Below are 12395 nucleotides of genomic sequence, written 5' to 3' on the forward strand. Positions count from 1 at the left end.
GGTTAGGCTCCTTTCGCAGCTTTTTTGGCACTCGATTCAACCGCGGGACTCGGCGCGACGTCGACGCTCGACTCCACGGCCGGCGCAGCTTCCACAACCAGATCGCCGTCGGCGACGCGGCGGTGGTAATAGGCGGTATCCGGCACATCGACGGCTTCAGCGACCGTGATGTACTGGCGCGATGCGTGTTCCATCGGGACACGCAGCCCGGATCGGGCTTTCACTTTCATGGTTTCTCCTTCATCTCAATGTGATCCACCGCGTCGGCCGGGCGATCGGTGCCGGGTTGCAGGTAGTAGCGCAGCAGCGTCGACTTCCAGTCCGGCGTCGGCGGATCGAGCTGGCCGTCGTATTGCTCGAACACCTCGCCGAGCGGACCTTCGACGCTGCCTTGCGGAAACGCGCCGACGAATAGCGTGTCTTCAACCCACGCGGTATGAAATTCGAGCGCGTAGACCGACATGGCGTCGTTACGGACCTTCGTGTTGAACAGCGTGCGAATCGCGCCCGGCGCGAAATGCCGGATCGGCAGGCCCATGTCCTGCTCGTTCAGGAGGTAGCGGACGGCCGAGATCAGCAGGTTCGTGCCGACCTCGATCTGCGCCGGCCCGCCGTGCCGACTGGTTTCTTCGTTCCGAACGCTGCGTGCGCCGACCATCACGACGAAGGTCGCCTCGGCCTTCCACTTCGATCGACTCGTCGCGACGGGATCGGTGCGCTTCACGCCGCCGAACGTCACCCACGCGGCCGGGAAGCGCCGCACGACGGATTCCAGTTCGTCGTCATCGAATTCGCCGCCGTAGGTCTTGACCTCGGCGACCATATTGCCGAGGCCGCGCGTGAGGCGGTCGACGACGCCAAGCTCAACTGCAGTGACGATCGGAACGTAGGGCATGGCGTTATCGGTTCTCGCGAGCGAACACGCGCGTGCCGGTCACGAACTGAACGGAGTTGTCGGGTTGCGGAATTGATCCCGTCGTCGTCGAGCCGAGCGTGACGTCGCCGGCCGCGACGAGCTTCAGGAACGCGATCGCGGCCTTGTAACGCTTGTCGATTTCGTCGGTCATGACGGTTTCGCCGCCGCACAGGCGATAGCGCGCGATGTCGCAACACACGCCCGCGAGCATCTTCGGCTGCGGATCGAGCGGTAGCGCGTACCGGCCCGCCAGATACGTATCGATCTCGGCGCTCGCTTCGTCGAGCGCGTCGGACAGCACGACGGCGTTCACGTCGCCAGTGCGCTCGCGATCGCACAGCGAGATTGCCTCGCGCTGTCCGAAGCGGCCGATCATGAATTCGACGGTGGCGTACATGGCGCGTTAGCTCTTCTTGCCGGCCGACTGCGCGGACTTGCCGCCGGATTTCGCGGCTTCCTGCTCGGCCTCGAATGCCTGGATGCGCGCGAGCAGATCGCTTTCGCGCGTGACGAGGCCCGCGTGGCGCTCGTCGAATTCGGCAATGCGGCGTTTCAGGTCCGCTTCGGCAGCTTCGAATTCGTCTTCGGCGGCCTTCAGATCGCCCTCGCGCAGCTTGATCGACGCTTCGCGCTGCGCCAGCTCCGCTTCGATGTCGGCCAGCGCCAGCGCGCGCTTCGCGTCGTCTTCGCTCACGCCGAGCGTCAGCGTGTCTGCATTTGCGAGCGCGGCGATCACGTGGTCGGCGTCGTGATGCGGGAGCGCCGCCGCTTCCGCGTCGCTGAGATGGATCGCCGTGTCGACCACGACCAGGGACTTGTCGGCGACGATTGCGGCGTGTGCGTCCGGATGAAGCGCAGCCAGCGCGATCGTTTTCGGCACGATCCCGAACACATGGCCAGCGCGGCGAAACCCTTCCTTCGCCGACGCCACCTTGATCGCCGGATGTTTCTTGCTCATGAACCTCTCCTGTGAATTCGAACCCAACCGGAGCCCACCATTGCGCCGCAGCTCCGGGACAGTCTTCCTCCGCGCTTATCGGCGTCGCGCGGCCGTCTCTCGCGGGGTGTTATCCCGTTACGCTGCCAGCCACGGCGTGGCCAGCAGCTCAGCCGAACCCTTCCAGATGTTGGTCGCGCCGTAGTTGTTCGAGTCGGCGTGAAGGATCTTCCGACCGACGCCTTCGTACATCGGCGGCACGACCAGCAGCGACGGACGGATGCCGAGCGGGCGGCCGTTGTCGCCCTTCATGCCGGTCATCGCTTCGCGGGCAGCCTGGTAGCTGTCTTCGTTCAACGGTTCCTGGGACGCATACGCGAGCTGCCAGAGAGCGAAGCCGACGTTGCAGCGCGCGTCGACGCCGTAGCGGTACGTCTTCGCCGAGAACACGACTTCGTCGGTTTCCTGATCCATCGGGACGAACGTGTACGGCTTGCGCTGCTGCAGGATGATCGGCTTGACGACGCGCGTCATGTCGAGCAGATACCAGGTCGGGCCTGCGCCGGCCTTGAAGTTCGAGACCGAGCCGACCGTGCCGTTTTCCTGCAACACCGGGTGATCAGTGTCGAAGAAGTACTGGCCGTCGTAGCAGGTCTTTGTCGTGCCTTGCTTGAGCAGGTTGAACACCAGCTCGTCGGGATGCTGTTTCGCGTCCAGGCCCATCTGAGCGATCACCGGCTTGTAGACGCCGTAGGTGTCGTCCGCGATCGCTTCGCGGTCGACGCCGACCGTGTTCTCGAACGTCTTGTTCTTGATTGCGAAGTCGTGCGTCGTCAGGTTCTGGATCACGCGATCGCCGATCCATTCGCGGAATCGCGTGGTCTGGCCGAGCCATGGATAGACTTCCTGCGAAGTGGTCGACGGCACGGGCATCGCGACGCGGTTCCAGTCGGACGGCGCGCCGTCGAAGGCTTGCTGGAATACGGTGTTGTATCCCGTGAACAGGACGCGCAAGTTGGCGCGATTGATTTCCATGTGCTTTCCTTATGGAGTAGTCGATGGGGGTGTAGCGGATCGCGTTAGAACGCGATCCAGACGCCGCCCGGGTCGATGTCGACCACGGTGCCGGCGACCGAGCGCTTGCCGCCGCCGTCCGTCTTCGCGACGGTTTGATCGTCGACGATGTACGCGGTCGAGCCGACGTCCTTCAGCGTGAGCTGGTCAGCGCCGGGCGAATTCGCGACACGCCACTGGCCGCGCCGGATCGTCACGTTTGTCGCGCCGTCCGCGCCGGCCGTGTTGTCGATCTGCTCCTGGACGATGCCCGCGCCCTTGAGCGTGGTCGATTCCGCGCCCTTGGTCGCGAAGCCGGTCGCCGTGTCGATCGCGGCGATCGCGCCGACAAAGAACAGCACGCCGCTCTTGGCCGGGTAGCTGAACAGCAGGCCGGCGCGATGGACGGTGTCGCGGTCGGCAGTCAATGCAGTCATGTGAATCTCCTGGTGGAAGTGAAACGAGCGGCCACGCGACCGTCAGGCGGCCGGCTGCGACGTCTTGTAGGTCGCCGGATCGAGGCCGAGCGCCTTGCACACGGCGAGTTCTTCGACCGACAGCGCGGCAGCGCCAGTTCTGTCGTCGGCCGGCGGGTTGCCGCCCGTCTGCGTGCCGCCGAGCGCCTGGATCGGCTGCGCGGTCGAGATGAATTGCCTCAGCGCGGCGACGTTGCTCTTGCCCAGGTCGCGCGCCCAGCCTTCCTGCGCAGGCAGCAGGCGGCCGTTCTTCAGCGCGGCCGTCACCAGTTCCTCGACTTCGTTGCCGGCGAGCTTCGCGTTGGCGGCGTCGAGCTGCGTACGCAGGTCGGTCATGACCGCGATCGGCACGAAGCGCGCCGGGTCGGCCTGGTTTGCCGTGAGCGTGGCGATCTGGCTGCGCTGCGCGTCGAGCAACGCCGGCAGGTTGGCGCTCGCGGCCGCGACGCCCTGGCCGCCGGACAGCGATTCGATCAGCTTCTTGAGCTGGGCCGTGACGTCGCCGGCAGTCGCGCCGACCGGCATGTTCAGCAACCAGCGCAGTTGTTCCAGGAGTTCTTCCATATTGGGAACCTCGATAGGTGGGACGGTGGAAAGCGCCGCAACTGCGGCGGAATCGAATGCATGCATCGCTGCCGAGCAGGCAGCCGTAAGCTGCACCTCGTCGAGGCAGTCGAGCGCGGGGTCGTTGGTCAGCGCCGCATTGAGCAGCGCGGTCACGTTGCCCGCCTTGTCAAAGGCGAACACGGGAGAGATGTAGGCGTATTCGTCCGCGTCGAGCATCAAGGAAGCGCGAGCGGTCCATTTGACGTCGGTCGCGTACAGACCATCGCCCTCACGCCATTCCAGCGTCTTGAACCACGCGGCGGCCGGCGCGGGCTGGCCGTTCGTTGCCGAGTTCAGCGTCTGGTGCTCATAGTCGATCACATAGCGGGTCTGGCGCGCGCTGGCCGCCGCGATGAGGCGTTCCGCGCCAGCCGCATCGAGCCGCCACGCTGCGCATTGGGTCGGCCGGCCGTCCCGCGCACGGAACTCGCCGGCCGGCAGCAGCTTGAGCGTCGAGCCGGTGGATTGGATTTGCGCCGAAAGCGCCGCGATGAAGAAGATAGCCATGCCGCCATGGTGGCGGTCGGGGCGCTCAAAAATTAGGCGACCGGCGTCAGTACCTAGGCCAGAGAATAGAGGTGCGCGGGAAGATACGCAGACAAAATGCCGATTCGGCGCGATTTAGCGGGGGGTTTAGCGGCCTCCCGCACTCGAGTGGCTATGTTGGGGTGTCCGGTATGCTGACAGGCGGTTAAAACAGCCAGGAATTACTGGTCGAACAATCGGCGCAGGTACGCGGTAACCTCCGACTCGATCCCGATATTGTCGGCCTCGGTCAGTGCGAAGAACGGGCGCGCCGGAATCTTGATCGTCCAGCCCTGGCTGCGGGTCCACTTCACGATCTTGACCCGCTTGTGGCCATTCTTCGCGAACACGGCCAGGTGCGGATGATTCGCCTGGCGCATGATCATGCCATTGCGATCCTTGCGCAGTCTAACGAAGCCGGACATGGGATGACGCTGGATCGCGCCACCGAACTGGTGGATCGCCGCGTATACAATATTAGTGCCGACGCGCGCCGTCGTGGCGTCGTGTGCCGACGTGATGCTGGACGCCAGCCGCCCCGAGCGTTGCAGAATCTTGCCGGTGCCAGCTTCCTCGCGACGGCGCTTGAGCGTCTTCGGACTCAGGCCCAGCCATTTCGGGCGGCCTTGCTGCGCGAAGTTCTCTTCGACCGCGTCGGCCATCAGCCCGGAAATCAACGCCGTCACGGGCGACGCGTCCTGCATCAGCGCCCGCACGCGCTCCATGGTCGCCGCGTACCGGGAGTCATCGATCTCGATTTCAATGATCATGGGCTATACTCCGTCTATACCGATTGCAGTCGCACAAGCTCCCGACTGACGCGACCAAAGGAACTGCACGGTGGCCCGCGACGAGTCGGCGTCGCGGGCCTTTCTATTTGCGGTACGCCAGAAAGCCGTCACGCTGCTTCTCTATATAGCGGCGACGCGCTTCCTCGCCGCGCTCGATATTCGCCATCATGGCCGTCGACCCGGTCCAGTTGTCCTGCCCCAGTTCGAACACGCTCAAACCGTACTGCGCGCCGTCCTGGCCATCGATCAACCAGGACTTGATGTAACGCCGCTTGAGCAGCCACGTGCCAGGCTGCGCGCGGCTCTCTTCCCACCGCAGCCATATCTCGTCGGGTTCCTGGATCGCCCGGGCGAGCAGCGACATGTACGCACCGCGCCCATCCTTGTCCGCCTTCCAGCTCCCGTCGCCGGCCCGAAACAGATCCTCCGAAATGGTGACCGCCGAACGCGTGACGTCTTCGAACACCTTTGACTGGCCCGCCTTCAGGCCGAACTCGCGAAGGAACGCCAGCGCATACTGCTCGGGCGCGAGACCGGCCGGGAGCAGCGTCGACGCCGGCACCGGGGTCGGCGTCGGCAACGTCGGCAGCTCGACACCGGCCGGGAAGGTACGCGGCAAGCTGTCGGACGGCGGCGGCGTGAATGGCTTCATCCACTGCGCGCCCGGGTTCGAGCTGAAGCCAGGGTCCGGCAGCAGCTTCTGCCCGGTAGCCGGGTCTTTGTAGGCAAGCGCCGGCTGCTTCGTGCCCGAACGATCGACGATCTCGACTTCGACCAGGTCGCCGTCGCTGTTGCGCACGGGGATACCGTTCTGCTCGACGTAGGCTCGCGTGCGGGTGCGCACACGGCAACGGCACCGGTAGCCGTTCGGCGGATAGAACGTCTGCCAGAATGGATCGTCGTACCGGTAGATCGCGCCAGCAAGCGCGCGGTGCGCCGGCCGCGTGCGGCTGTCGAGCACCGCGACGTATTCCCAATACGGGTGTGTGTCGACCTGTTCGAGCTGCGTCGCGTAGCGGCCGGCCATGTAGGCCGACTGCATGTTGGTCTGGAAGATCGTCTGCAAACGGCGGGGCGTCAGGCGCTTGCCTTCGATCTCGCCGGTGTCCTGGTCGACGATCATGCCCTGGCCGAGCCAGCCTTTCTTTTCCAGGACAGGCGAGAGCTGCCGTTTAAACTCGTCGAACGTCGTGCCCTTTTTTAACGAGGTCGCAAGCGCCTGACGAATGTCCTGGAGCACGTCGACCTTCATCACGCCGGCAACCGTGAACGCCTTCGCATGCGCCTCGGCGGCGACATCCTGCCAGCGGAAACCGATCTTGTAGCCCTTCGATTCGAAGTAGGCGATCGCCTTCTCCGGTTCGAGACTGATCGCATAGCCCAGATCAACCGCCATTCAGCCGCCCCCACACATCGGCCACGAAGATGCAGCGCGCGAGCAGCTCCTGCATCGCCGTATCGTCCATGTCCGGTTGCGCTTCGAGCAGCATCTCGATTGCTTCGTCCGGAGTCGCGCCTCGGCGCAGCGCGGCAATCGCCGGGCCGATCGTGGCGCGCAACGCGTCCGTGATCGCGTCGGCCGGCAACGCGGCGACGGTCTGATCCAGCTCGTCCTGATCCGGATAGACGATCTCGCCGGCCGCGTTGCGCAGCACGGCGCGATAGCGCATCGTCGAGGTGCGCGGCTGCTCGTCCGGTCGTTCTGCCGGCGGGAGCGCCATCTGCGGCTTCGGGACCGACAGGATGTCCTCACCGTCCTTTGGCTCGGGAATCATGAGCTTGTCCTGCGCCCACTGACGCGGCACCTTGACGCCAGCGCCGACCAGCTTCGGCAGTGCATCAGCGTACAGCGCGAGGTCTTCGGCGTCGCGGGTATCGAACTCGAAGCGCGGACAGCGGCGCGGATCGGACGCGCCGAAGTTCAGCGCCGACAGCATGTAGCAGAGGTTCGTGAGCGTGCGCTGCGCCTGGCGCGCGTCGGACGTCAACAGGTCGCGTCGCACCTCGTTGTGCGTCTTGCCGAGCGCATTCGTCGACGTCTTGCCGTCGGCCTGCGACGTGAGCGTGCCGCCGAGGATTGCCTTCGACACGCTCTTCTCGCACCAGTTGATCATTGCCTCGAACGGGTCTTTCGAACCGTCGGCGGCCTCCGTGAACTCGATCAGCATCCCCTCCGGGATGATGCCGGCGGCGTTGTGACCGATCTCGGCGACCGCGCGCAGCAGCGTGGCTTTCTCTTCCTTCGTCGAGCCGGGCGGATACTTGCCGACGCGCAGCGGCAAGCCGTAGATTTCGAGGAACTCGGCGAGGTCCGACACCGCGTAGGTCTTGAACAGGTACGGCCACGCTAACACGCGATGCAGGCCCGCCCGGGTCAGATAGCCGCTCTTCGCGCGATGCTTGTGGACGAGCCAGCCGAACGGCCAGAGCGGTTGACCGTCCGACGAGTTGTCGCGCAGGCGCAGATCGTTGCCGTCATACAGCGGCGTGCGAAACCAGCGCTGCGGCCGGTGGGTGAGCGTTTTCGGGAGCCACACCTTCTCGACCTGGTGCCACTCGATCTCCTGCGCCGAGAAGCCGTGACCGATCGCGTCCATCTGATCGAACAGCACGTCGTCGAGGTTTGCGAGGTCAGTGAACCATTCCTCCAACTGCGCAGCCTGTTTCTTCTCTTCGGCGCTGGCATTCGCGGGCGCGACGATGTTCCAGTCGAGTGTGAGCAGTGCGCGCTTGCGCTTGCTCATGTCCGCGAACAGATGCGCGTCACGCTCTTCCATGTCGGTGAACAGATCGGACTGCGCCATCAGATCGCCGTACTCGGCTGCTTCCAGGATCGAATGCAGCTTCTTCGGCGTGAGGCCTCGCGACGGATGCTGCGCAAAGTCGCGGGTGATCCAGCCGAGCTTCGACGTCTGCGGTTCGGACAGCACCTCGCGCTGGATCGGCTGCCCGTACATATCAAGAATTTGTGCCATCTTTCATTTCCTCAAAACCCGCGCCGGCTCGATTGCGGATAGTCGTAGTCGTCGTCTGGCTCGTCCGAACCGCGCTCGATCGGTCGGGACGTGACGGCTTCGTAACCGTCCGTGATGCCGTAGCCGCGCGACTGCGCGATCATCCAGAGAATGTGCAGCGCGGTCAGGCCGTCGAAGTGGTGATGCCCCTGCGGTTCGGGCCATTCATCCAGTTCGGCGAGCAGTGCGGTCTGTGTCGCGTGGAACAGAATCGACGGCGTAATCCGATCCGTGACGAACGGTTCCAGTGAGTCGATCCGCAACTCGGGCGCGACGCTGGCCGTCACGCCGACGAGCGGCAGCGGCACACCGGCCCGCAGTGCGGACTTGATCAGGTCCTGTCGCGCCCATTCATACGCGTTGTTGTTCTCGAAGCCGAACGCGCGGCAGCGAAACTCACGCTGGACGCTGATTAGATCGGCTTCGAGCTTCGACGGTACGCGGCGCTTGATCTCCGCATGGATGACGTGCAGCTTGCGACTGACGATGTCCAGACCGCCGACCAGGATCGCGGACGGGTCCGACTTCCTGCCTTGGCCCATCGACGGGTCGCATGCGCCGAACATCAACCAGGATGGCAGGCGCTGCACCCAGAATGTGATGTGGCTGAACACCTTGTCTTCTTCGGTACGCGGATCGCCCTGCATCTCGGTCGCGAACGCGCGCGGCGATTTCGCACGCTGACGCATCAGATAGAACAGCGTGCGCACCGATGGCCAGGACGTGACGGCGCCGGCGTCCATCTCGGCCCGGTGCTCCAGGTAGAACTGATACGATGGGAGATCGGTGTCGGCGATCGCCTCACCACGCGCGGCGGCCTCTTCGATCGCCGGCTTGTCGTCGTTGAGCATCAGCTCTTCGCACCGCTGCCACAGATCCATGTTCGTCGGCATCTGCGCAATCGCGCGGAAGTGATGGACGATGTGACCGATGGTGCGCTTCGCGCGCGAGATCGGATCATCCTTGTCCAGCACCGTGCCGACGCCGATGTATTTCACGCTACCATCGGGCGGACCGAGGTAGTCGATCGCCTTTTCCAGCCATGTCCAGCGATTCTGACGCTCGGTCGGGCTCTTCGCCTCCGCGTCGGTAATCAGGTCATCGCCCATCAGCACCTTGGGACGGCTCGCGCCGTGGAACGTGCCGCGAATCGCCTGCTCGGCACCGAACGGCTCGACCTTCACGCCGTTCTTCGTGACGAACTCGCCGACCTTCCACATCGGCCCCTTGCCGCACACCTCGGGGAAGTCGAGCTGAAGCGCCGCGTTAGCGGTCAGCTCCGTTTTAACGACTTCGAGCAGCTTGGTCGGCAGCGATGTCTCCGCGCCGAGCAAGATGACGTAGTCGAGAAACGACGGCAGCTCGCCGGTCCAGCCGACCTCGCGCCGGATTTCCTCGCGCTGCAGCAGCCCCTGCACGATGATGTACACGGGGCCGATCTTCGTGCACATGGACGATTTCGCCTCGCCGCGAGGCGCGACCCACCATTCGCGCGTGCCGCCAGCCTGGCGCAGCAGCTTCGGAAACCGGCCGCAGAAGTGGGCCTGGAACAGCGACGGCGTCCCGCGAATGTGATGCGGGAAATACGTGTACGCGAAGAACTGGTAATCGCCGTCGACGAGCACGCGTCGACGGCGTTCCAGGCGCGCGGCCGGCGACGGATCGAGGCCCGTTGCATGGGCTTCGATGTCGCGCCGCAGATCGGCCTGCAGCTCCGCGATTTCCTTGTGGAAATCCTTTTCGGTGAATTTCTGGACCATTAGATGAACGTGGTCGGCCGCGCAATCGCGCGAACAAGCGCCATGTAGCCCTTCTGGATATCCGTCTTGGCAATCGCCAGCCAACGCTTGTCAACGTCTGGACTCTGATCGAGCATGTCAAACAGTGTGCCAAGGTTTTCACCTTGCAATTTGATCGCGTTTATCACGTCGATATCTTCTTGGTCCAACTCACTGTATCCCGCGATCATGCGATGCTGATTGTCCATGTGACGCTCCTTTAACCGTAGGCAGTGGCCAGCTCGTCGCCGAACGGGCCGAGGACATCGGCAAATGCGCCGACGTGTTCCGGATGCCTTTCCTTGATGAACGCAGCCAACCGCTGCACAACGCCCATCGCGATTGCCAGTTCATTCGTCTCGGGCAGGATGCGCTTCGACGCGTTGATCGTCTTGTTGTACGCGTCAGCGAGACTCGCGAGCAGCGCAACCTTGTCGGCCGGCTTCATCTCCGCGCCGTCCAACTCGTCCATCGTCGCCTGGTATTGCGTGACCAGGCCGGCCAGCATCTGACGAGCCGCGCCTTCAATGCCGCCACCCGCCATCAGTTGCGCAGCCTGGGCCTTGTCCCAATCATCGCCCTGAATGAGCGCATCCGCCTTCCATCGACGGGCTGTCGCATACGAGACACCATGCTTGGCCGCCGCAATTTCGAGCGAGAAGCGGTCGAACACAAACGCACGTCGGACCTTGTCCCGGATTTCCTTCGGGTGAGCCATGTGTTACAGACCCAGCTTCGCGCGGGCGAACGAGATGCCCATTGCGACGATGCCGCCTGCAACTGCACCTGCACCCGCACCGGCTGCTGCCCCATACTTGATGGCGCGCTTCTCGACGTTGGCGACCTGATCCTTCAGTTCGTCGATCCCCGCGTCGATCTTCTTCAGCATCCGCATTTCCGGGCTGTCGCCCGACTTCACGTCCTCGGTCATGGTTTGTCCTGTTTCCTGTCCAGCTTGTTATTGATGTCGGCGAGCTTCATGTCGATGCTCACCAACCCGTCACGGAATTCGTCGCGCATCTCACGGTGCTCGCTGCGCGGAACGTAATCGCGTGCCACGGTCTCGCGGAACGCAGCGAACTCGCGCAGGATGCCGGCGTCTCGTTTTTCGTTGTCCTCCATCTTCTTCACGATGCTGCGGATCACAACACCGCCGAAGAGGTTGACCGCTCCTAGTAGAAGCGTGATGATCCCCATGAAGATCGCGGCCGGATCGAATGTCACTTGCATGTGCACCTCCGGTTGATAATCCGCTCACGACGCTTCTGGCATTCAATGCAGAATCGGCAACCCGGTATCGCGCGGCGACGTTCATCGGGAATGGGTTCGCCGCATGCTTCGTTTTGGCAAAACGATTCCGATTCGGCAGTGCTGCGCACGGGTCGGGTTGCCGCTGCGATCGCGAGCGCGCGATACTGTTCTTCGATCTCGCTCGCGTGGTCAAAGTCATCCATCTATTGGTTGTCCTCTTGCTCCGGGAGTGCGGCCTTCACCGCCTTCAGTTTCGATTCCGTATTTCGGGCGCGGGTCGCGTAGTCGACAAACCAGTCGAGGATGTCGGCTTGTGATACCCCGGAGTCAGCGGCGGCATCGGCGTCGGGTCCGACAACAGCAGCGGCGGGATCGGCGCTTGCCGGCACGGGGGAATCACCAGCGTCGGCGATGCCTGCTGCGTCGTTCCACACGCGGACAAAGCCACGACTGAACACACAGCCAGCGACAAGCGCATCATTTTTCGGACGGGGAACCGGTGGACTGCGGTGCGGTTGCGTGACATGATCGATTCGCTCCTTCAGTGCCGTTGTGCTCTGCGTGACGGCGGTTTGAACGGTGAGATAGCCCGACTCCGCGGCCGACGCGCGTGCCACGTCGGCGGCGTATCGACCAAAGGCATTGCTCGCGGCCGACGCGGTTGCATGCTCAACGGACGCACGGTAGTCGGACAGTGCCTTGTCGCCGATTGCCCTAGCCGCGTCGTAACCGTGCTGATAGACATTCGCAAATACGATGGCGAGCAGTGCGGCAGCAATCAGACCGACTAGCAGCTTCTCTGTCTTACTGAACGGGATCATCGGTTTTTTCCTTTGACGGTCGGCCGCGCCATGCAGCGAGTGCCTGGATGACGGCCGAGTAGCCACCGACGCAGCCGAGGTAAATCGCCCAGGTCTCGATCGTCAGTTGCTTCGTGATGCCCTGGTAAATGAACATGCCAGTAGCAACGGCGGCGGCGACATTCGGCCAGAGCTTCGAATGCGACAGCTTGCCGTCGTGGCCCGTGATGAGATCGGCGACGCGCATG

The 12395-nt window shown here is 63.8% G+C and carries 18 protein-coding genes; all 18 read right to left on the reverse strand.

Annotated features, from left to right (window positions below; all coding sequences use genetic code 11):
• Window positions 1–2 precede the first annotated feature (2 nt).
• A complete protein-coding gene (locus WS69_RS24835; RefSeq protein ID WP_059473302.1) occupies window positions 3–230 on the reverse strand; it encodes a DUF2635 domain-containing protein in 228 nt (75 codons plus the stop codon).
• On the reverse strand, window positions 227–895 hold the full coding sequence (locus WS69_RS24840) for a DUF1834 family protein (RefSeq protein ID WP_059473303.1): 669 nt from the start codon (window positions 893–895) through the stop codon (window positions 227–229). Before WS69_RS24840 ends, WS69_RS24835 begins: the two co-directional genes overlap by 4 nt.
• 4 nt (window positions 896–899) lie before the next feature.
• Window positions 900–1313 carry a gp436 family protein gene (locus WS69_RS24845; RefSeq protein WP_059473304.1) on the reverse strand — a complete coding sequence of 138 codons (414 nt, stop codon included), beginning with the start codon at window positions 1311–1313 and terminating at the stop codon, window positions 900–902.
• A gap of 6 nt (window positions 1314–1319) precedes the next feature.
• Window positions 1320–1874, reverse strand: a complete 555-nt coding sequence (locus WS69_RS24850; RefSeq protein ID WP_059473305.1) for a hypothetical protein — start codon at window positions 1872–1874, stop codon at window positions 1320–1322.
• 117 nt (window positions 1875–1991) lie between these two features.
• Complete coding sequence (locus WS69_RS24855; RefSeq protein WP_059473306.1) at window positions 1992–2888, reverse strand: Mu-like prophage major head subunit gpT family protein; 897 nt, start codon at window positions 2886–2888, stop codon at window positions 1992–1994.
• A 44-nt stretch (window positions 2889–2932) separates the two neighbouring features.
• A complete protein-coding gene (locus WS69_RS24860; RefSeq protein ID WP_059473307.1) occupies window positions 2933–3343 on the reverse strand; it encodes a hypothetical protein in 411 nt (136 codons plus the stop codon).
• A 42-nt stretch (window positions 3344–3385) separates the two neighbouring features.
• Entirely contained in the window at window positions 3386–4495 is a 1110-nt protein-coding gene (locus WS69_RS24865) for a phage protease (RefSeq protein WP_059473308.1), read from the reverse strand.
• A 200-nt stretch (window positions 4496–4695) separates the two neighbouring features.
• Window positions 4696–5283 carry a phage virion morphogenesis protein gene (locus WS69_RS24870; protein WP_197419305.1) on the reverse strand — a complete coding sequence of 196 codons (588 nt, stop codon included), beginning with the start codon at window positions 5281–5283 and terminating at the stop codon, window positions 4696–4698.
• Between the two features lie 103 nt (window positions 5284–5386).
• Window positions 5387–6700, reverse strand: a complete 1314-nt coding sequence (locus WS69_RS24875) for a PBECR2 nuclease fold domain-containing protein (protein ID WP_059473309.1) — start codon at window positions 6698–6700, stop codon at window positions 5387–5389.
• Window positions 6690–8279 carry a DUF935 domain-containing protein gene (locus tag WS69_RS24880; protein WP_059473310.1) on the reverse strand — a complete coding sequence of 530 codons (1590 nt, stop codon included), beginning with the start codon at window positions 8277–8279 and terminating at the stop codon, window positions 6690–6692. Before WS69_RS24880 ends, WS69_RS24875 begins: the two co-directional genes overlap by 11 nt.
• Before the next feature lie 11 nt (window positions 8280–8290).
• Window positions 8291–10078, reverse strand: a complete 1788-nt coding sequence (locus WS69_RS24885; RefSeq protein ID WP_059473311.1) for a hypothetical protein — start codon at window positions 10076–10078, stop codon at window positions 8291–8293.
• Window positions 10078–10305, reverse strand: coding sequence for an Acb2/Tad1 domain-containing protein (locus tag WS69_RS24890; protein ID WP_059473312.1), 228 nt, complete (start codon window positions 10303–10305; stop codon window positions 10078–10080). Before WS69_RS24890 ends, WS69_RS24885 begins: the two co-directional genes overlap by 1 nt.
• A gap of 11 nt (window positions 10306–10316) precedes the next feature.
• A complete protein-coding gene (locus tag WS69_RS24895; RefSeq protein ID WP_059473313.1) occupies window positions 10317–10814 on the reverse strand; it encodes a DUF1804 family protein in 498 nt (165 codons plus the stop codon).
• A gap of 3 nt (window positions 10815–10817) precedes the next feature.
• Window positions 10818–11027, reverse strand: a complete 210-nt coding sequence (locus tag WS69_RS24900) for a hypothetical protein (RefSeq protein WP_059473314.1) — start codon at window positions 11025–11027, stop codon at window positions 10818–10820.
• Entirely contained in the window at window positions 11024–11326 is a 303-nt protein-coding gene (locus WS69_RS24905) for a hypothetical protein (RefSeq protein WP_231747211.1), read from the reverse strand. Before WS69_RS24905 ends, WS69_RS24900 begins: the two co-directional genes overlap by 4 nt.
• Window positions 11317–11550 (reverse strand): TraR/DksA C4-type zinc finger protein, encoded by a 234-nt coding sequence (locus WS69_RS32195; RefSeq protein ID WP_082716458.1) that lies wholly within the window; start codon window positions 11548–11550, stop codon window positions 11317–11319. Before WS69_RS32195 ends, WS69_RS24905 begins: the two co-directional genes overlap by 10 nt.
• On the reverse strand, window positions 11551–12168 hold the full coding sequence (locus tag WS69_RS24910; RefSeq protein WP_059473315.1) for a hypothetical protein: 618 nt from the start codon (window positions 12166–12168) through the stop codon (window positions 11551–11553).
• On the reverse strand, window positions 12152–12394 hold the full coding sequence (locus tag WS69_RS24915; RefSeq protein WP_059473316.1) for a hypothetical protein: 243 nt from the start codon (window positions 12392–12394) through the stop codon (window positions 12152–12154). Before WS69_RS24915 ends, WS69_RS24910 begins: the two co-directional genes overlap by 17 nt.
• Window position 12395: the final 1 nt, after the last annotated feature.

Source organism: Burkholderia sp. BDU5, from assembly GCF_001522845.1.
Classification (GTDB): Bacteria; Pseudomonadota; Gammaproteobacteria; order Burkholderiales; family Burkholderiaceae; genus Burkholderia; species Burkholderia mayonis.

Bases quoted from the DNA above. Each gene is read 5' to 3' on its own strand.
- WS69_RS24835 (WP_059473302.1), bottom strand. From the start codon at position 230: ATGAAAGTGAAAGCCCGATCCGGGCTGCGTGTCCCGATGGAACACGCA.
- WS69_RS24840 (WP_059473303.1), bottom strand. From the start codon at position 895: ATGCCCTACGTTCCGATCGTCACTGCAGTTGAGCTTGGCGTCGTCGAC.
- WS69_RS24845 (WP_059473304.1), bottom strand. From the start codon at position 1,313: ATGTACGCCACCGTCGAATTCATGATCGGCCGCTTCGGACAGCGCGAG.
- WS69_RS24850 (WP_059473305.1), bottom strand. From the start codon at position 1,874: ATGAGCAAGAAACATCCGGCGATCAAGGTGGCGTCGGCGAAGGAAGGG.
- WS69_RS24855 (WP_059473306.1), bottom strand. From the start codon at position 2,888: ATGGAAATCAATCGCGCCAACTTGCGCGTCCTGTTCACGGGATACAAC.
- WS69_RS24860 (WP_059473307.1), bottom strand. From the start codon at position 3,343: ATGACTGCATTGACTGCCGACCGCGACACCGTCCATCGCGCCGGCCTG.
- WS69_RS24865 (WP_059473308.1), bottom strand. From the start codon at position 4,495: ATGGCTATCTTCTTCATCGCGGCGCTTTCGGCGCAAATCCAATCCACC.
- WS69_RS24870 (WP_197419305.1), bottom strand. From the start codon at position 5,283: ATGATCATTGAAATCGAGATCGATGACTCCCGGTACGCGGCGACCATG.
- WS69_RS24875 (WP_059473309.1), bottom strand. From the start codon at position 6,700: ATGGCGGTTGATCTGGGCTATGCGATCAGTCTCGAACCGGAGAAGGCG.
- WS69_RS24880 (WP_059473310.1), bottom strand. From the start codon at position 8,279: ATGGCACAAATTCTTGATATGTACGGGCAGCCGATCCAGCGCGAGGTG.
- WS69_RS24885 (WP_059473311.1), bottom strand. From the start codon at position 10,078: ATGGTCCAGAAATTCACCGAAAAGGATTTCCACAAGGAAATCGCGGAG.
- WS69_RS24890 (WP_059473312.1), bottom strand. From the start codon at position 10,305: ATGGACAATCAGCATCGCATGATCGCGGGATACAGTGAGTTGGACCAA.
- WS69_RS24895 (WP_059473313.1), bottom strand. From the start codon at position 10,814: ATGGCTCACCCGAAGGAAATCCGGGACAAGGTCCGACGTGCGTTTGTG.
- WS69_RS24900 (WP_059473314.1), bottom strand. From the start codon at position 11,027: ATGACCGAGGACGTGAAGTCGGGCGACAGCCCGGAAATGCGGATGCTG.
- WS69_RS24905 (WP_231747211.1), bottom strand. From the start codon at position 11,326: ATGCAAGTGACATTCGATCCGGCCGCGATCTTCATGGGGATCATCACG.
- WS69_RS32195 (WP_082716458.1), bottom strand. From the start codon at position 11,550: ATGGATGACTTTGACCACGCGAGCGAGATCGAAGAACAGTATCGCGCG.
- WS69_RS24910 (WP_059473315.1), bottom strand. From the start codon at position 12,168: ATGATCCCGTTCAGTAAGACAGAGAAGCTGCTAGTCGGTCTGATTGCT.
- WS69_RS24915 (WP_059473316.1), bottom strand. From the start codon at position 12,394: ATGCGCGTCGCCGATCTCATCACGGGCCACGACGGCAAGCTGTCGCAT.